A 17,770-nucleotide genomic window follows, 5' to 3' on the forward strand; every position below is an offset into this window, starting at 1 on the left:
ACGACGGCCACGACGGCCTGACGTTTCTGCCGTTGACCGTCTCCCGACGCAACGCCGGTTCGGAGCCCGCCGCGGACGCAGGGGGATGTCCAGAGTCGGCCATGGATGGCCGGCGGCCGGATTTGGTAGCAGGACGCGGAGATATCCGGCCGGGCATCCCCCTGTGGCCGTGGCGGGCTGCCGGGACTCACACTGGCACCATCGGTCGTCCTGCGGCGGTGGTGGCCGACCGGATTCACAGGCAATCTCGTCCCCCTGCGGCCGCGGTGGGCCGCGACACTGCCGCTCAAGCGCGAGAGCCGAATCCCTCCCCTGGTCCCTCCCGATCGGGCGGACGCTCACCAGGCGTCCCGCGCTGCCACTTACAGGATCAGCCCGACAGCCGCTCCAGCAGCCAGGCCCATGCCGGCAGCGTGGCGAGCGACAGCACGATGCCGTAGCCAACCAGCGCGGCAACGAGGCGCGGGGCAAGACCATGCGAGATCGCCAGCGCGGCGGCGGTGATCATGCTGGGCATCGCCGACTCGAGCACGTTGGCTTCGAACATCGGCGACGGCATCCGGAACGCCAGTGACAGCAGCAAGGCGCAGGCCGGCATCACCACCAGCTTGATCACCAGCCCGGCGGCGAGCGGACGCAACTCGTCACGCGGCAGGCGCAGGCGGATGGACAGCCCCACCGCCAGCATCACCAGCGGCAGCAGCGCGTCCGCAAGCTTCTGCAACCCGCCGGCGATCCACGTCGGGGGCTGCTCCGGCATCACCGTCAGGCCGACCACCAGCGCCCACAGCGGCGGGAAGCGCACGATGCGCGCCACGATCTCGCGCATCCCCGGCGGCGCATCGCCGGAGTAGCGCGCCAGCACGTACAGGCCGAACGTCGACAGCAGCACGAAGGTGCCGAACTGGTCGTACACCACCGCATACGGCAGCGCCTCGTCGCCAAGCAGCGCGCGCACCATCGGGAAGCCGATGAAACTGCTGTTTCCCAGCACGGTGAGCAGAAGCAACGCCCCGGTCTCGTCGCGGCGCAGGCGCAACACGCGGGTGAGCGCCAGCACCAGCGCCGTGCTGGCCACGGCGAGCAGCCACGGCGTCACCGCCACCCCGACCAGCGAGGGATCGAAGCGCAGCCGCGGCACGTAGATCAGCACCGCGGCCGGCAGGCAGACGTACAGCACCACGCGGTTGAGCGTCTCGGCCGCGCTTTCGGGCAGGACCTCGAGGCGCGCGAACAGCATCCCCAGCGCGAGCATCGCCAGGATCAGGGCGAAGGCGTCAACGGCCATGGCGGGTGCGGGCAGGTGGCATGTGGGCAGGGTCGTGAGACGACGACGCCACGGCGGACCGTGGCGTCGGCTCGATGCGCGCGTGCGTGTGCTCGCGCGCGGTCAGTCTTCCAGCGTCAGCAGCGATGCGTTGCCGCCGGCCGCGGTGGTGTTGATGGTCACCGCCTTCTCGGTGGCGAAGCGCGGCAGGTAGTGCGGGCCGCCGGCCTTCGGTCCGGTGCCCGACAGGCCCTGGCCACCGAACGGCTGCACGCCGACCACCGCGCCGATCTGGTTGCGGTTGACGTAGACGTTGCCCACCCGCACCCGCGAGGCGATCTTCTCGATCGTCTCGTCGATGCGCGAATGGATGCCCAGGGTCAGCCCGTAGCCGGTGGTGTTGATGTGGTCGATCACCTGGTCGAGCTCGCTGGCCTTCCAGCGGATCACGTGCAGCGCCGGACCGAACTTCTCGTGGTCGAGCTGCGACAGCGACTTCAGCTCCCACGCGTGCGGCAGGAAGAAGGTGCCGTGTTCCATTGCCGGGGTGGCCGGCGCGGTCGCGATCAGGCGCGCCTCCGAACCCATGCGCTCGGCATGCTGCTCGAGCATGCGCACCGCCTCGTCGTCGATCACCGGGCCGACATCGGTCGACAGCAGCGCCGGGTCGCCCACGCGCAGCCGCGCCATCGCGCCGGCCAGCATTTCGATCACCCTGTCGGCGATGTCGTCCTGCACGAACAGCACCCGTGCCGCCGAGCAGCGCTGGCCGGCCGAAGTAAAGGCCGAGCCCAGCACGTCCTTGACCAGTTGCTCGGGCAGCGAGGACGAATCGGCGATCAGTGCGTTCTGCCCGCCGGTCTCCGCGATCAGCACCGCGATCGCGGCATCGCGCGCGGCCAGCGCGCGGTTGATCGCCCGCGCGGTGAAGGTCGAACCGGTGAACGCCACCCCGGCCACGCGATCGTCGCGGGTCAGCGCACTGCCGACCGTGGCGCCGTCGCCGGGCAGGAACTGCAGCACGTCGGCAGGCACGCCGGCCTCGTGCAGCAGTTCGACCGCGTAATAGCCGGTGAGCGTGGTCTGTTCGGCCGGCTTGGCGATCACGCTGTTGCCGGCGGCCAGCGCCGCGGCGATCTGGCCGGCGAAGATCGCCAGCGGGAAGTTCCACGGGCTGATGCACACGAACACGCCGCGGCCGGCGAGCTGCAGGGTGTTGCTCTCGCCGGTCGGGCCGGGCATCGCCTCGGGCTGGAACAGCGTGCGTGCCTGGCCGGCGTAGTAGCGCAGGAAGTCGACCGCCTCGCGCACCTCGGCCACGCCGTCGGCGATGCTCTTGCCGGCCTCGCGCGTGCATAGCGCGATGAACTGCGGCATGCGCGCTTCCAGCAGGTCGGCGGCATGTTCCAGGATCGCCGCGCGCGAGGTCGCGGGGGTCGCGTCCCAGCCCGGCTGCGCGGCCACCGCATTGGCCAGCGCACGCTCCACCGTGGCCTCGTCGGCCGGCAGCCAGTGGCCGACGGTCTGGCGGCGATCGGCGGGGTTGGTCACCGCGATCTGCATGCCGCCCGGCTGCGCGCCCGGCACCAGCGGCGCCGCGCGCCAGCCCATGCCGTGTGCGTTGACCTGTTCGGCAAGCTGGCGCAGCTGGTCGTCATTGGCGAGGTTGACGCCCATCGAATTGCTCCTGTCGTGGCCCTGGCTGCGGTAGAGGTCGACCGGCAGCGGAATGCGGGGGTGGGGAATGCTGGCGTAGCCGGCGATGGTCTCGACCGGGTCCTGCACCAGCGCCTCGACCGGCACGGTCTCGTCGCTGATGCGGTTGACGAAGCTGGAGTTGGCGCCGTTCTCGAGCAGGCGCCGCACCAGGTACGGCAGCAGGTCCTCGTGGCTGCCGACCGGCGCGTACACGCGGCAGGGCACGCCGAGGCGGTCGGCCGGGATCACCTCGGCATACAGGTCGTCGCCCATGCCGTGCAGCTTCTGGAACTCGTACGGCGTGGTCTTCGCGCGTGCCAGCGCCGGCAGGTACAGCCCGGCCATGCGGTGCACCGCGGCGATGGTGTGCGCGTTGTGGGTGGCGAACATCGGATACACCGTGTCCGCGGCTTCCAGCAGCTTGCGCGCGTTGGCCAGGTAGCTGACGTCGGTGTTCGGCTTGCGGGTGAACACCGGATAGTCCGGATGGCCGTCGACCTGCGCGCGCTTGATCTCGCTGTCCCAGTACGCGCCCTTGACCAGGCGCACCGGGATGCGCCGGCCGCCCTGGCGGGCGAGGTCGATGATCCAGTCGAGCACGTAGGGTGCGCGCTTCTGGTAGGCCTGCACGACGATGCCGAACCCTTCCCAGCCGGTCAGCGAGGGATCGCGCCAGGCGTGTTCGATCACGTCGAGCGACAGCTCCAGGCGATCGGCCTCCTCGGCGTCGATGGTCAGGCCGATGCCATGGTCCTTGGCCTGCTGTGCCAGCGACAGCAGCGCCGGCACCAGTTCCGCCAGCACGTTGGCGCGATTGGCGTGTTCATAGCGCGGATGCAGCGCCGACAGCTTCACCGAGATCGACGGCGCGGCGAACACCGCTTCCGGGCCGTCACCGCGCGGGCGGTCGCGGTGCTGGCCGATGGCGTCGATCGCCAGGCGATAGGCCTTCAGGTAGCGCGCGGCATCGGTATCGGTCAGCGCGGCCTCGCCAAGCATGTCGAACGAATAACGATAGGTGGCGTTCGCGCCCTTGCGGCTGCGCGCCAGCGCTTCGTCGATGGTGCGGCCCATGACGAACTGGTGGCCCATGATCTTCATCGCCTGGCGCGTGGCCAGGCGGATCACCGGCTCGCCGACGCGGCCGACCATGCGCTTGAAGGCACTGTGCGCATCGCGGCGGGTGTCGTCGGCAAGGTCGACCAGCCGGCCGGTCAGCATCAGCCCCCAGGTCGACGCGTTGACCAGCAACGAATCGGACTGGCCCATGTGCTTCTTCCAGTCGGCCTCGCCCAGCTTGTCGCGGATCAGGCGGTCGGCGGTGTCCTGGTCCGGAATCCGCAGCAGCGCCTCGGCCACGCACATCAGCAGCACGCCTTCCTCGCTGCCGAGGTCGTACTGCTGCATGAAGGCCTCGATCGCCCCCTGGTGACGCGCGCGCTCGCGCACCCGGTGCACGAGGTCGGCGGCGGTGGCCTGCACGGCGGCACGGTCGGCTGCCGGCAGGCGTGCGGCGTCGAGCAGCTTGCGCACATGGGTTGCCTCGTCGCGGATCCATGCGGAGGTGATGGCTGCCCGCGGCGCGGCCGGCGGCGCGGGAAGCTCTGGGAACAGGATCTCGGACACGGCGGACGACGCTGCGGGGGAGGGCCCGCGATTCTAGGCCCTGCACCCTGACTGGGACAGCGCATCACGAGGCGGTCCGCGGTCCCGTGCGGCCGCGTTCGCAGGCGACGCCGGATTGACCGCAGCCCGCGCGGGCGGCGCAACGGCGCCGGCGACGCCGGGCCACGCATCGGGCCGCCTGGCGACGTGGCGGCAAATCGGCGCCACCATGCGTTTTTCCACTGCACCGGCGCCGCAATGACACGCGGCTTGCCCCTCGCAAGCAGCGGCCGCTACCATGCAGCGATTATCCGCAGTACGCCGCCGCTTCTGCGCACGTCTCCGGCCCCGCCGGAACAGTAGATGGTCGCGTCAGCTGCCAGCCATCCGCCATCAGGCATTCGGGGTCCCATCGTGATGCAAGCCGGTCGTTCCAACCCCTGGGGCATGCGCTGCGCGCTCGTCGCGCTCGCCATGTCCGCGCCCGTCACGGCGCTCGCGCAGTCCGCAGATCCGCACCGGTGGCAGCTCAACATGGGCCGCGGCGTCACGTCCACCGCCCAGCATGCCTACGACGCGCACATGTTCGCGCTGTGGGTGTGCGTGGCGATCGGCCTGATCGTGTTCGGCGCGATGGCGTACGCGATGTTCGCGTTCCGCAAGTCGAAGGGCGCGGTCGCGGCGCAGTTCAGCCACAACACCATGGCCGAAGTCATCTGGACGGTGATCCCGGTGATCCTGCTGGTGATCATGGCGATCCCGGCCACCCAGAAGCTGATCGCGATGTACGACACCCGCGATTCGGCGATGACCGTCAAGGTCACCGGCTACCAGTGGATGTGGACCTACGAGTACATGGGCGAGGACGTCACCATCGTCAGCCGCCTCGACCGCGAGAGCGACCGCCTGCGCCAGGACCCTTCGGTCACCCGCGCCCAGCTCGAAGCGCATGGCAACTACCTGCTCGAGGTCGACAACGAGCTGGTGCTGCCGGTCGACACCAAGGTCCGCTTCGTGATCACCGCCGACGACGTCATCCATTCCTGGTGGGTGCCGGCGCTGGGCTGGAAGCAGGACGCCATCCCCGGAATCATCAACGAGGCCTGGACCGAGATCACCGTGCCCGGCGTCTACCGCGGCCAGTGCGCGGAGCTGTGCGGCAAGGACCACGCGTTCATGCCGATCGTGGTGCGCGCCGTGCCGCGTGAGGAGTTCGACGGCTGGCTTGCCGCGGAGAAGGCCGCCAACGCGCCGCAGCCGGCCGCGCCCGCGGTCCCCGCCGCACCGGCGGACGAACCCGCCGCCGACACCGACGCCGACGCCACCGCGCGCATCCCTGCCGAGACGATCGCCGCGCCTGTCGCCGGCTGATCGACCCCTCCAGACTTCCAGGCCACGCCATGTCCACCCATACCGCCCACGCCGACCACACCACCGACGAGCACGGCCACAAGCAGGGCTTCGTCGAGCGCTGGTTCTTCTCCACGAACCACAAGGACATCGGCACGCTGTACCTGCTGTTCGCGTTCGTGATGTTCATCATCGGCGCCGCGATGAGCGTGATCATCCGCGCCGAGCTCACCGTGCCCGGCCTGCAGCTGGTCGAGCCGATGTTCTTCAACCAGATGACCACCATGCACGCGCTGGTGATGATCTTCGGCGGCGTGATGCCGGCCTTCGTCGGCCTGGCCAACTGGATGATCCCGCTGCAGATCGGCGCGCCGGACATGGCGCTGCCGCGCATGAACAACTGGTCGTTCTGGATCCTGCCGTTCGCGTTCGCGATGCTGCTGATGACGCTGTTCCTGCCCGACGGCGCCCCCGCCAGCGGCTGGACGCTGTACCCGCCGCTGTCGCTGCAGGGCGGCAACAACGTCGCGTTCACCATCTTCGCCATCCACATGATGGGCATCAGCTCGATCATGGGCGCGATCAACGTCATCGCCACCGTGCTCAACATGCGCGCGCCGGGCATCGACCTGCTGAAGATGCCGATCTTCTGCTGGACCTGGCTGATCACCGCGTTCCTGCTGATCGCGGTGATGCCGGTGCTGGCCGGCGCGGTGACGATGCTGCTCACCGACAAGTTCTTCAGCACCAGCTTCTTCTATGCCGCCGGTGGCGGCGACCCGGTGATGTACCAGCACATCTTCTGGTTCTTCGGCCATCCCGAGGTCTACATCATGATCCTGCCCGCCTTCGGCGTGGTCAGCGAGATCATCCCGACCTTCAGCCGCAAGCCGTTGTTCGGCTACCAGGCGATGGTGTACGCCACCGCGGCGATCGCGTTCCTGTCGTTCATCGTCTGGGCCCACCACATGTTCACCGTGGGCATGCCGCTGGGCGGCGAGATCTACTTCATGTTCGCGACCATGCTGATCGCCATCCCCACCGGGGTGAAGGTGTTCAACTGGGTGTCCACAATGTGGAAGGGCTCGCTGACCTTCGAAAGCCCGATGCTGTGGTCGATCGCGTTCGTCATCCTGTTCTCGATCGGCGGCTTCTCCGGACTGATGCTCGCCATCGTGCCGGCCGACTTCCAGTACCACGACACCTACTTCGTGGTCGCCCACTTCCACTACGTGCTGGTGACCGGCGCGCTGTTCGGCATCATCGCCGCGGTGTACTACTGGTGGCCGAAGTGGACCGGGCGCATGTACCACGAGGGCTGGGCCAAGGTGCACTTCTGGTGGACGGTGGTGTTCGTCAACCTGCTGTTCTTCCCCCAGCACTTCCTCGGCCTGGCCGGCATGCCGCGCCGCATCCCGGACTACAACGTGGTGTTCGCCGACTGGAACCTGGTCAGCTCGATCGGCGCGTTCGGCATGTTCCTCACCCCGTTCCTGATGTTCGGCATCCTGTTCCATTCGCTGAGGAAGGGTGCACCGGCGCCGGCACGTCCGTGGGAGGCCGCGCGCGGGCTGGAGTGGACGGTGCCGTCGCCGGCGCCGCACCACACCTTCACCACGCCGCCGGTGATCCGTCCGGGCGACCTCGCCCACGGCGATGTCGAGCACCTCGACTATGACGACACCAGCTCGCACGTCGAGACCGCGGGCCACAGCAATGCAAGAAAGGCCTGATCCCGGTCAGGATTCCGCCCGCATCGCCGACAACCGGCGGCGGGCACGACGCACCGCGCTGGTGATCGGCGCGGTGGCGGTCACGATCTACGTGGTCTTCATACTTTCGGGAGTGCTGGGGCGGTGAGCGGTGCGCGCAAGTCGGATGTGGTCAAGCTGGTGTGCGTGGCGGTGGCGGCGTTCGCCTTCACCTTCTCGCTGGTGCCGCTGTACCGGATCGCCTGCGAAAAGGTGTTCGGCATCCGCCTCGATGGTTCCGCGGTAAGCGAATCCGCCGTGGTTCCGGCCACGCCAGTGGCGGAGCGCTGGGTCACGGTGGAGTTCGACGGCAGCGTCAACTCCAAGCTGCCGTGGTCGTTCCGCCCCAACGAGAGCACCAAGCGCGTGCGCGTGGGCGAGGTCTACGAGACCACCTATTACGCGCACAACAACAGCGCGGTGCCGGTGGTCGGCAGCGCGACGCCATCGGTGGCACCGGCGCGCGCCTCGGGCTATTTCCAGAAGACCGAATGCTTCTGCTTCACCCTGCAGACCCTGCAGGCCGGCGAAACCCGTGACATGCCGGTGCGTTTCATCATCGACCCGGCCCTGCCCGCCGACGTGAACACGGTTACCCTGTCCTACATGTTCTACAAGAACGACCTCGCCACCGAACGCCTGTCGCAGGCGCCGCGGGCCGGGGCGCTCACCACCGCGCGCGCCACGCGCTGAACCCCACCGCCCGCAGCATCCGACGGAACTCCGCCATGGCCCAAGCTCCTGCTACCCACGACAGCGACGCCTACTTCGTGCCGCATCACAGCAAGTGGCCGCTGTTCGCGTCGATGGCCCTGTTCGTGACCATGTTCGGCCTGGCCGGCTGGTTCAACGATTCGGCGTGGGGACGCACCACGTTCTTCATCGGCATCGCCGGCCTGTGCCTGATCCTGTTCAAGTGGTTCGCCGACGTGATCCTGGAGTCGGTGTCGGGCTACTACAACAAGCGCGTCGACGGTTCGTTCCGGATGGGGATGGTGTGGTTCATCTTCTCCGAGATCATGTTCTTCGGCGCGTTCTTCGGGGCGCTGTTCTACGCGCGCGCGCTGGCGCTGCCGTGGCTGGGCGGCGAAGGCTCGGGCGTGGCCACCAACGAGGTGCTGTGGGGCGGTTTCAGCGCCGCCTGGCCGAGCGCGGGCCCGGGTGATGTCGGTGGTGGCTTCCAGACCATCCCGGCCTGGGGCCTGCCGCTGCTCAACACGCTGCTGCTGCTGACCTCGGGCGTGACCATCACCATCGCCCACCACGCGCTCAAGGCCGGCCGTCGCGTGCAGCTGCTGTGGTTCCTCGGCCTCACCGTGCTGCTGGGCTGCGTGTTCCTGTTCTTCCAGGTCGAGGAATACATCCACGCCTACCGCGACCTCAACCTGACGCTGGGTTCGGGGATCTACGGTTCCACGTTCTTCATGCTGACCGGCTTCCACGGCGCGCACGTGACCCTGGGCACGATCATGCTGATCGTGATCTGGTTCCGCTGCCTGAAGGGGCACTTCACCCGCGAGAACCATTTCGCCTTCGAGGCCGTGGCCTGGTACTGGCACTTCGTCGACGTGGTGTGGCTGATCCTGTTCCTGTTCGTCTACGTGGTCTGACGGCGCGGCATCACCCGATCCCCCGACGCGTCGAAGGTCTCGCGTCGGGGAAAGATCCGGTACTCCCTTCGCCCTTCTCCCGCGTGCGGGAGAAGGTGGCGCGAAGCGCCGGATGAGGGCGGAGCGCGGCATCTGCCGGAGTCCGGCGCAGGTTGCCAACCGCCATCACCCGCGGCTCGGATGTCCCATCCACCTGCAGGCATCCCGGAATCAGGGTGCCGGTCCGCATCCCCGCGCGGCTTACCCGCCGACGCCATGCGGTTCGATCCAGCCCATCCAGATCGCCAGCACCACCAGCAGGATCAGCGCCACGGACAGGCCGATGCGCTTGGTCAGCGCATTGACCGTGCGCTTGGTCTCGCCCTTGTCGACCAGCATGTAATACAGGCCCGCGCCGAGGTTCCACAGGATGAGCAGCAGAAAGGCGACGATCAGCAGGATCTTCAGCGAGTCGTTCATTGCGTTCTCCGGCGCGGGCTGCGCATGAGCGGATTATCGCAGCCGTCGCGGAGCAGCGGGTGAGCCGGTCACGGGCGACGCCGGTCCTCGGCTGGGCGTTCGCGCTGCTGCTGATCGCACTGTTCTGCATGCTGGGCAGCTGGCAGCTGGGACGACAGCACGCCAAGCAGGCGATGCTGGATTCCGCCGCGCAGGCGCTGTCGACGCGCGCGCCGCAGTCGCTGGATGCGGCAGCGGACACGCAGCGCGGCCGGGCGCATGAATGGGCTGCGGGCAGCGGGCGCTTTGCCGATACGCCTGCAGTGTTGCTCGACAACCAGCAGCGCGGTGGGCGTCCGGGGCTGCGCGTGTACCGCGCGTTCCTGCCCGAGGACGGACGCGCCCCGGTGCTGGTGGATCTCGGCTGGCTGCCGGTGCCGCCGGACCGCACCATCCCGACCATCGACCCGGCGCCGGAATGGTCGCGCGTGGAAGGCCTGCTCGCGCCGCCGCCCGCCGCCGGGCTGGTGGCGCCGGCGATCCAGCCGCAGGCCGATGGCAGCCTGCTGGTGATGGCACTGGAGCCGGATGCCATCGCCGAGGCGCTTGGCCTGCCGACGCTGGCCGCGCGCGTGCTGCGCGCCGATCCCATGCTCGACGGCGGCTACCCGCGCGACCTCGAACTGCTTGCGAACACCCTTCCGCCGGAACGCCACCTCGGTTACGCGGTGCAGTGGTTCGGCCTCGCGCTGGCGGTGCTGGTCACCGCGCTGGTACTGACCTTCCGCAGGAAACGTCCATGAATTCCGCTCCCGTGTCGCGCCGGCAGCGCAACCGCAACCGTGCGCTGCTGGTCGCGGTCGTCGTCATCTTCCTCGGCAGCGCGCTGATGGCGGGCGCATTGCGCTTCTCCGGCTGGCGACCGGAGGGCATGCGCAACCATGGCGAGCTGCTGCAGCCGCCCGGCGACCTGCGCGCGGTGGCGCTCGCGACCGCCGACGGTGCGCCGTACGCCTGGCAGCCGGCCGAGCGCACGTGGCGGATCGCGCTCGCGCCCCCTGCCGGGTGCAACGAGGAATGCGTGCGCCTGTCGGCGGACCTCGACAAGGTCTGGCAGCTGTTCGGGCGCCAGGCCGACCGCGTGCACATCCTCTGGATGGGCGAGCCGCCAGCCAACGCCACGCACTCCCGCGCGCTGCATGTGCTGGCCGAGGATGCCGGGTTCCGCGCCGGCCTCGCCCGCAACGACGACCCTGCCGGCGTGCCCGTCTACGTGATCGATCCCAATGGCTTCGTCATACTGCGCTACGCTCCCGGCTTCGATGCGGGGCATCTGCGCACCGACATGGCGCGCCTGCTCAAGCTGAAATAGCCCGCGGCCCCGCTGCCCGGCGCCCCCGGACCGACGACCGACCACGAGACGATGACCCCAGCCACACCAGGCGCCCCCACGCCCAGCCCGCCGCCATCCAGGCCGACGCGTCCGGCCGCCTCGAGGCCGACACTGCATCGGCATTTCCACCGCATCGCCTGGTTCGCAGTGGCGTTGACCCTGCTGGTGGTGGTGTTCGGTGCGTTCGTACGCCTGTCCGACGCCGGCCTGAGCTGCCCCGACTGGCCGACCTGCTATGGCCGCGCGGCGTGGCCGAAGGTACCCGAGGAGGTGGCCGGGCACGCCGCCACCGACATCCGTCCGCTGGAGACCCACAAGGCCTGGCGCGAGCAGGTGCACCGCCACATCGCCGCGATCCTCGGTGTGCTGGTGCTGGGACTGGCGCTGCTGGCAGCGCGCCGTCGGCGGCACGGCATCGCCCAGGTCGTCGGCGCATCCGCACTGGTGGCGGCGGCGATTCCGGCCTACATGTACGGCCACATCGGCGCCGCGTTCGCGCTCGCCGGTGCCGGCGAGGCGATCCTGCTGCTGGCGGCGTTGCGCTGGAGCAACGTCGACCTGGCCCGCGCCGCCGTGCTGACGCTGGCGGTGATCATCTTCCAGGCGCTGCTCGGCAAATGGACGGTGACCCTGCTGCTGAAGCCGGTGATCGTGATGGGCCACCTGCTGGGCGGCCTGCTGACGTTCTCGCTGCTGACGTGGATGGCCTGGCGCGCCACCCACCTGCCGATCCGCCTCGCCGGGGCGCACGCACTGCGCGTGCTGCTGTGGGTGGCGCTGGCGGTGCTCGGCGTGCAGATCGCCCTGGGCGGCTGGGTGAGCGCCAATTACGCGGCGCTGGCCTGCGGTGGCGGCGGCTGGACCACCGACACCGCCCATTACATCGACTTCCCCAGGTGCGTGGGCCAGTGGTGGCCGCCGTCGGACTTCCGCGAGGGCTTCGTGCTCTGGCGCGGGATCGGTGTCGACTACGAGGGCGGCGTGCTCGACGGCGGTGCGCGCATCGCCATCCAGATGGCCCACCGCCTGTTCGCGATCGTCGCCTTCGTCGCGCTGATCACTGCCGCGGTGCAGCTGCTGCGCATGCCCGGCCTGCGCGGCTGGGGCGTGCTACTGGCCCTGCTGACGGTGGCGCAGGTCATGCTGGGCATCCTCAACGTCAAGCTTGCCCTGCCGCTGTCGGTAGCGGTGATGCACAACGGCGGCGCGGCCCTGCTGCTGTTCGTGCTGGTCTCGCTGCTGGCGCGGGTGCAGGACGCGGGTGTCGGCGGCCCCACGCGCATGGCGGTCGACTGACATGGCCGTGCCGTTCGGCCAGTACTGGGAGCTGACCAAGCCGCGGGTGGTGGCGCTGCTGGTGTTCACCGCGCTGGTCGGCATGTTCCTGGCGGTGCCGGGCCTGCCGCCGCTGCGCGAAAGCCTGTTCGGGCTGCTCGGCATCTGGCTGGCGGCGTCGTCGGCGGCGGCGATCAACCACCTGATCGACCAGCGCATCGACCGGATCATGGCGCGCACCGCGCACCGGCCGCTGGCCACGGGTACGTTGCGCCCGGTGCAGGTGCTGCTGTTCGCGATCGCCCTGGGCGTGGCGTCGATGGCGGTCCTGGTGCTGCTGGTCAACACGCTGACCGCCGTGCTCACCTTCTTCGCGCTGATCGGCTACGCGATCATCTACACCGGCTTCCTCAAGCGCGCGACGCCGCAGAACATCGTCATCGGCGGGCTCGCCGGCGCGGCGCCGCCGGCCCTGGGCTGGGCCGCGATCACCGGCACGCTGGATCCGCACGCGCTGCTGCTGGTGCTGATCATCTTCGTGTGGACGCCGCCGCACTTCTGGGCGCTGGCGATCTTCCGCCGCGACGATTACGCACGCGCGCTGATCCCGATGCTGCCGGTGACCCACGGCGTGGTCTATACCCGCTGGCAGATCCTGTTCTACACGGTGCTGCTGCTGGTTGCGACGGTGCTGCCGTGGGCGACCGGCATGAGCGGGCTGTTCTATCTCGGCGGCGCGCTGGTGCTCGGCCTGGTGTTTCTCTGGTACGCGTGGAAGCTGCTGGATCCACCCGATGAGTTCTTCGCGATGCGGGTGTTCAACTACTCCATCGTCTACCTGATGGCGCTGTTCGCCTTCCTGCTGGTCGACCACTGGCTGCAGCCGTGGCTGGCGCCTGCGCCGCTGATCGGGTTCGAGCGGATCGGCTGACTCACTGCGGCCGCGCGCGCTCCGCAACGGTGTGGAGCGTCTCCGGGCCGATCTTCCACTGCGTCGGTGTGTCGTAGTCGAAGTCGACCGCGACGCGGCCGGTGTCGCGGCGGATCTTCACCACGCAGGCGTTCCACGGCGCCTTTCCTGCGACCTGCGTGCCCGCGCGCAGGGCGTCGAGCTGTTCGCCCAGTTGTACCGTTGCCTCGGGTGTTGCCGCAGCCGGTGGTGCGCCGTCGCGATAGCGGAAGCCGGCCAGCTTCCGGCTGCCATCGGCATAGACGACGATCAGTGCGTAACCGTCCCATGGTGCGGCGGCGACCTTGTGATCGGTGGCGATCAGCCGGCCGATTTCCATGATCCGGGCGTTGTTGTCCATGGCCCGAGGATATCAGGCGATATCGGCGATCAAGCGGCCGATCTCCGCGCGCGACAGGCTGTCGAACACCTGTCCTGCCGCGTTCTCGAACACCGTCGTCGCCGGGTCGTAGACCACGCTGCCGCTGGCGGGATCGGTGACCGCGTAGTCCACCACCACCTGGTCGGGGCGCAGCGCACCGGACGGTGCGAGTTCCACGCGGATGTCGACATCCATGCCGGCATCGAGCCAGTCGGCCCACTCCTGTTCGAGGCGTGCATACGCGCCGGTGTTGAAGTTGCCGTTCTGCGGGAACATGTTCACCGCGCCATGCCCGTGCACGAAGCGGTAGGCGAAGATGTGGCCGGTGTGCTCGCTGCGGTCGAGCCCGTTGTCGACGCGGAAGCCCGACTGCGCTCGGTTCTCCACGCTGTCGGTGTCGCGCATGCTGCCGCTGCCGGGCAGCCAGGTCAGCGTGCCTTCCGCATGCAGCGGCCGGCCCTCGTCGTCGAAGGTCCAGGTGACGTCGTTGACCTCGCCGCTGGCGACGTCGCTGACCAGCGCGTTGATGCTGCCGGGCGAGACGGTCTCGGCAACGCCAACGGTGCCGTCGGGCAACGTGCCCGAGACCAGCAGGTGGTTGAGTGCCGCGCGCTGGTCGGGATGGCCCGGGTCGCGCTGCACCAGCGTATGCACGCTGAAATCCTCGCGGTCGAGTACCGGCGAGCCGGGGCCATGCGCGGTCGGTGCAGCGAACACGCTGGCGGGCCCCGACATCACCCGCAGTTCCGCCACCGGGCGTGCCCTGGTCTCGGTGGTCTTGACCATCACCAGGCGCACGTCGTCGATCGACTCGACGCCGTTGGCGTCGGCGAGGTTGCGGAACGTGGCCTCGAACGGCGTGCCGGCATGGTCGCCGCCGGCCAGTTCGACGCGGGTGCCGGGCGGCCAGGAGCCCGGATCGAGCGGGTTGATCGACCGCATCGCTTCCGGGGTCGCGGCGCTGCGCGGCATGTCGGCCTGGTAGTGCACGCGCACCGGCGCGCCCGGCTGCTCCGCCACGGCGACCGAGACTTCGGTGCTGGCGTCCCAGCGGCTGCGCTGGCCGGCGCCGGTTTCGTTGCTGATGCGGGTGGACGCCGGATCGTGTTCGAACGCAACATCGCGGCCCTGCGTGGCCAGCACGTCCGGGCCGAAGCGCGCCGCCGGGGGCTGCAGCATGGCGGCCAGCCCGGACAGCCAGTCCGGGAGCGGCCCCGGGAAGGACGATGCGTCGCGCGAGGCGTCGATGGACATGCGGCAAGCCAGTAGGCGGCGCCTGCGCGCCGACTCCGGAAGCATAGGCAGGCCGCCACCGGGCCGACATTGGGGCGCACCCGAGGTGGCTTGCGTCCTGGCCGCCGCGGTTGACGCACGGCTCACGGCAGCCGCCCGAGACTCGATCTCCCTTCAAGGCCCCGGAGCGCCCCATGGCCAGACCGATCTGGAGCGGCACCCTGTCGTTCGGGCTGCTCAACATCCCCGTCTCGCTGATGGCGGGTGAGCGCAGGACCGACCTGTCGTTCCGCATGCTCGATTCGCGCAACAACGCGCGCGTGCGCTACGAGCGCGTCAATGCCGACACCGGCGACGAGGTGCCGTGGAAGGACATCGTCAAGGCCTACGAGTACGACAAGGACAGCTACGTGGTGCTGGAGCCGGAGGACATCCAGGCCGCGGCGCCGGAGAGCCGCGATTCGATCGATGTCGACACCTTCGTCGATGCCTGCGACATCAGCCCGCAGTACTTCGAGAAGCCCTATGTGCTGGTGCCGGCGAAGAAGGCCGAGAAGGGCTATGTGCTGCTGCGCGAGGCGCTGACCCGCACCGGCAAGGCCGGCATCGCGCGGGTGGTGATCCGCACCCGCGAGCACCTGTGCGCGGTGATGCCACGCGGCGAGGCCCTGCTGCTGATCATGATGCGGTTCCCGCAGGAACTGGTGGACATCTCCGAGTACACGCTGCCCGAAGCCGACGCCAAGGGCTTCCGCATCACCGACAAGGAGCAGGCGTTCTCCGAGCAGCTGATCGAGACCATGGCCGCGCCCTGGGACCCCAGCCAGTACACCGACGACTTCCGCGAGCGGCTGCAGCTGGTGATCCGCAAACGCATGGAGGCCAACGGCGTGGTCGAGAAGCAGGAGGACGCCGAATCCCCCGTCGGCGAGAACGCGGCCACCAACGTGGTCGATTTCATGGAGCTGCTGCAGCAGAGCATCGACCGCAACCGGCGCACGCCGGCACGCAAGGCCGCCGCCACCAAGGCGCTGGCGAAGAAAGCCGCGGCCGAGCCTGCGCCGAAGAAGGCGCCGCGCAAGGCAGCGACGAAGAAGACCGCCGCCAAGAAGGCGCCGGCGAAGAAGTCGGCCGCGCGCAAACGGGCCTGAGCCGTGGCCGCCCGTCGTAACGACGATTCCACCGACGCCGCCGCCGCGCCGGCGCGACTGACCAGCCCGGATCGGGTCGTCTATCCGCGCATGGGCATCACCAAGCGCGAGGTGGCGGACTACTACCGCGCGGTGGCCGACCGCGTGCTGGCCGATGTCGGCGGTCGGCCGCTGTCGCTGCTGCGTTGTCCCGGCGGCGTGGGCGGACAGTGCTTCTTCCAGAAGCATCACGCGCGGGCGCTGGGCGGGGCGGTACGGGCAATCCCGCTGCGCGAGAAGGATGGCGACGAGGCCTGCTACGTGGCCATCGACAGCGTCGAGGGCCTGCTCGAGCTGGTGCAGATGAACACCCTGGAGCTGCATCCGTGGGGCAGCATGGCCGACGATCTCGAGCGCCCGGATCGGCTGGTGTTCGATCTCGATCCCGGCCCGGGGGTGGACTGGAAGGCGATCACCGCCGCGGCGCGCGACGTGCGCAAGCGCCTGGCGGCCGTGGGCCTGGAGGGTTTCGCGCGGCTGTCGGGCGGCAAAGGCGTGCACGTGGTGGTGCCGATCCGGCCCGGCCCGTCCTGGGACGAGGCGCGCGGCTTCTGCGAGGCGCTGGCCAACACGATGGCGCAGCAGCGTCCGGACCGTTACGTCGCCACCGCCAGCAAGGCCAAGCGCGACGGCGTGATCTTCATCGACTGGCTGCGCAATGCGCGCGGGCAGACCAGCGTGTCGAGCTGGTCGCTGCGCGCGCGCGAGAGCGCCGGCGTGGCGGTGCCGGTGCGCTGGGAGGAACTCGCGCGGGCGGGGTCAGGCGACGCCTACGACCTGCGGCGTGCGCTGCGGCGCGCCACGGCGTTGCGTGGAGAGGAGTGGCCCGGCTGGGGGGATGCCTGCGACCAGGCGTTGCCGGACGTCCCCGACGTCTGAACCGCGTCGCGCGTCAGCGCTGACGCAGCGGCCCGGCCATGCGCGCCAGCGTGCCGTCGCGCATCCACAGCTGGTGCAGGGCGACCATCAGCACATGGCCGACGATCAGCGCGCACAGCGTCCACGCCAGCACGCCGTGCGACAGGTTGGCCGGCGCCAGCATCCATTCGATCTTCTGGCCGGTGGCCGCGAACACTGGGATGCCGAACGGGGCGAAGCCGCGCCCGGAGCCGGCCTCGCGCAGCAGGGCGACTGCCGGGATATAGGCCATCAGCGCATAGAGCAGCGCATGGCCCGCGGCCGCGCCACGACCGAGCAATGAACGGGGATGCGGTGGACGCCGCGCCCACTGCGACAGGCCCCAGGCGCCGCGCAGCAGCACCAGCAGCAACAGCAGGGTGCCGATGGGTTTATGGCTGCCGACCATGAACGCGGTCAGCGGATGCCGCCCTACGATGTTCTTCACCGCCATGCCCGCGAACTGCCAGGACAGCAGTGCCGCCATCGTCCAGTGCAGCATGCGGGTGACCAGGCCATAGCGTTGCGGGGTGTCGAGCCAGCGGGACATGCGTGTTCCTGTGCGGGGTGTTGGTAACGGGACAGCGAGCGGTCGGCAGCCGCATCGGCGACCACGCAGTTCAGCCTGCCCGTGCAGGCATGTCAAACGTGGTGGTGCGCTGGCGCGTGAGCGTCGATGGTCCTGGCTCGATCTGCCGAAATACGTCTGCCACGGCCACATCGGCATCGGGC

The 17,770-nt window shown here is 69.5% G+C and carries 15 protein-coding genes and 2 pseudogenes; 11 read left to right on the forward strand and 6 right to left on the reverse strand.

All coding sequences use genetic code 11. The features are described from left to right. Positions 1 to 370 precede the first annotated feature (370 nt). Together E5843_RS01005 and putA are read right to left on the reverse strand one after the other, a co-directional pair. Complete coding sequence (locus E5843_RS01005) at positions 371 to 1,288, reverse strand: AEC family transporter (protein WP_136411563.1); 918 nt, start codon at positions 1,286 to 1,288, stop codon at positions 371 to 373. Positions 1,289 to 1,390: 102 nt separating this feature from the next. Further along, positions 1,391 to 4,582, reverse strand: coding sequence for a bifunctional proline dehydrogenase/L-glutamate gamma-semialdehyde dehydrogenase PutA (gene putA / locus E5843_RS01010; protein ID WP_136412988.1), 3,192 nt, complete (start codon positions 4,580 to 4,582; stop codon positions 1,391 to 1,393). Between the two features lie 435 nt (positions 4,583 to 5,017). Here putA and coxB point away from each other — a divergent pair, with 435 nt between their 5' ends. The 5 genes and pseudogenes from coxB to E5843_RS01030 all read left to right on the forward strand — a co-directional run bounded on the left by coxB (position 5,018) and on the right by E5843_RS01030 (position 9,281). Further along, the gene (gene coxB / locus E5843_RS01015) at positions 5,018 to 5,941 is read left to right on the forward strand and encodes a cytochrome c oxidase subunit II (RefSeq protein ID WP_136411564.1); all 924 of its coding nucleotides are present in this window, start codon (positions 5,018 to 5,020) and stop codon (positions 5,939 to 5,941) included. 29 nt (positions 5,942 to 5,970) lie between these two features. Next, positions 5,971 to 7,587: pseudogene (gene ctaD, locus E5843_RS01020) on the forward strand (cytochrome c oxidase subunit I); the annotation flags it as partial. Positions 7,588 to 7,636: 49 nt separating this feature from the next. Next, positions 7,637 to 7,780 carry a hypothetical protein gene (locus tag E5843_RS14090; protein ID WP_166432822.1) on the forward strand — a complete coding sequence of 48 codons (144 nt, stop codon included), beginning with the start codon at positions 7,637 to 7,639 and terminating at the stop codon, positions 7,778 to 7,780. Further along, positions 7,777 to 8,364 carry a cytochrome c oxidase assembly protein gene (locus E5843_RS01025; protein ID WP_134675231.1) on the forward strand — a complete coding sequence of 196 codons (588 nt, stop codon included), beginning with the start codon at positions 7,777 to 7,779 and terminating at the stop codon, positions 8,362 to 8,364. Before E5843_RS14090 ends, E5843_RS01025 begins: the two co-directional genes overlap by 4 nt. A 35-nt stretch (positions 8,365 to 8,399) precedes the next feature. Further along, positions 8,400 to 9,281 carry a cytochrome c oxidase subunit 3 gene (locus E5843_RS01030; protein WP_134675230.1) on the forward strand — a complete coding sequence of 294 codons (882 nt, stop codon included), beginning with the start codon at positions 8,400 to 8,402 and terminating at the stop codon, positions 9,279 to 9,281. A 240-nt stretch (positions 9,282 to 9,521) separates the two neighbouring features. On the opposite strand, the gene E5843_RS01035 is transcribed toward E5843_RS01030, so the two are convergent. Then, positions 9,522 to 9,740, reverse strand: coding sequence for a twin transmembrane helix small protein (locus E5843_RS01035; RefSeq protein WP_134675229.1), 219 nt, complete (start codon positions 9,738 to 9,740; stop codon positions 9,522 to 9,524). A gap of 128 nt (positions 9,741 to 9,868) precedes the next feature. Here E5843_RS01035 and E5843_RS01040 point away from each other — a divergent pair, with 128 nt between their 5' ends. From E5843_RS01040 to cyoE, 4 genes are read left to right on the forward strand one after another with little or no spacing between them, the layout of a single operon-like run. Continuing rightward, complete coding sequence (locus E5843_RS01040) at positions 9,869 to 10,522, forward strand: SURF1 family protein (RefSeq protein WP_141066115.1); 654 nt, start codon at positions 9,869 to 9,871, stop codon at positions 10,520 to 10,522. Beyond that, complete coding sequence (locus E5843_RS01045; RefSeq protein WP_134675228.1) at positions 10,519 to 11,091, forward strand: hypothetical protein; 573 nt, start codon at positions 10,519 to 10,521, stop codon at positions 11,089 to 11,091. Before E5843_RS01040 ends, E5843_RS01045 begins: the two co-directional genes overlap by 4 nt. Positions 11,092 to 11,142: 51 nt before the next feature. Next, positions 11,143 to 12,408 (forward strand): COX15/CtaA family protein, encoded by a 1,266-nt coding sequence (locus tag E5843_RS01050; RefSeq protein WP_141065563.1) that lies wholly within the window; start codon positions 11,143 to 11,145, stop codon positions 12,406 to 12,408. 1 nt (position 12,409) lies between these two features. Further along, positions 12,410 to 13,318 (forward strand): heme o synthase, encoded by a 909-nt coding sequence (gene cyoE, locus E5843_RS01055; RefSeq protein WP_136411567.1) that lies wholly within the window; start codon positions 12,410 to 12,412, stop codon positions 13,316 to 13,318. A 1-nt stretch (position 13,319) separates the two neighbouring features. On the opposite strand, the gene E5843_RS01060 is transcribed toward cyoE, so the two are convergent. Together E5843_RS01060 and E5843_RS01065 are read right to left on the reverse strand one after the other, a co-directional pair. Then, positions 13,320 to 13,697, reverse strand: a complete 378-nt coding sequence (locus tag E5843_RS01060; RefSeq protein WP_136411568.1) for a hypothetical protein — start codon at positions 13,695 to 13,697, stop codon at positions 13,320 to 13,322. Between the two features lie 12 nt (positions 13,698 to 13,709). After that, the gene (locus E5843_RS01065; protein ID WP_166815817.1) at positions 13,710 to 14,972 is read right to left on the reverse strand and encodes a DNA/RNA non-specific endonuclease; all 1,263 of its coding nucleotides are present in this window, start codon (positions 14,970 to 14,972) and stop codon (positions 13,710 to 13,712) included. A gap of 173 nt (positions 14,973 to 15,145) precedes the next feature. Here E5843_RS01065 and ku point away from each other — a divergent pair, with 173 nt between their 5' ends. Together ku and ligD are read left to right on the forward strand one after the other, a co-directional pair. Next, on the forward strand, positions 15,146 to 16,102 hold the full coding sequence (ku, locus tag E5843_RS01070; protein WP_136411570.1) for a non-homologous end joining protein Ku: 957 nt from the start codon (positions 15,146 to 15,148) through the stop codon (positions 16,100 to 16,102). 57 nt (positions 16,103 to 16,159) lie between these two features. Beyond that, positions 16,160 to 17,020, forward strand: a pseudogene (gene ligD, locus E5843_RS01075) (non-homologous end-joining DNA ligase); the annotation flags it as partial. A 13-nt stretch (positions 17,021 to 17,033) separates the two neighbouring features. Here ligD and E5843_RS01080 read toward each other — a convergent pair. Next, on the reverse strand, positions 17,034 to 17,588 hold the full coding sequence (locus tag E5843_RS01080; protein WP_134675222.1) for a cytochrome b: 555 nt from the start codon (positions 17,586 to 17,588) through the stop codon (positions 17,034 to 17,036). Positions 17,589 to 17,770 lie beyond the last annotated feature (182 nt).

It is taken from the genome of Luteimonas yindakuii, from assembly GCF_004803715.2.
Lineage (GTDB): Bacteria > Pseudomonadota > Gammaproteobacteria > Xanthomonadales > Xanthomonadaceae > Luteimonas > Luteimonas yindakuii.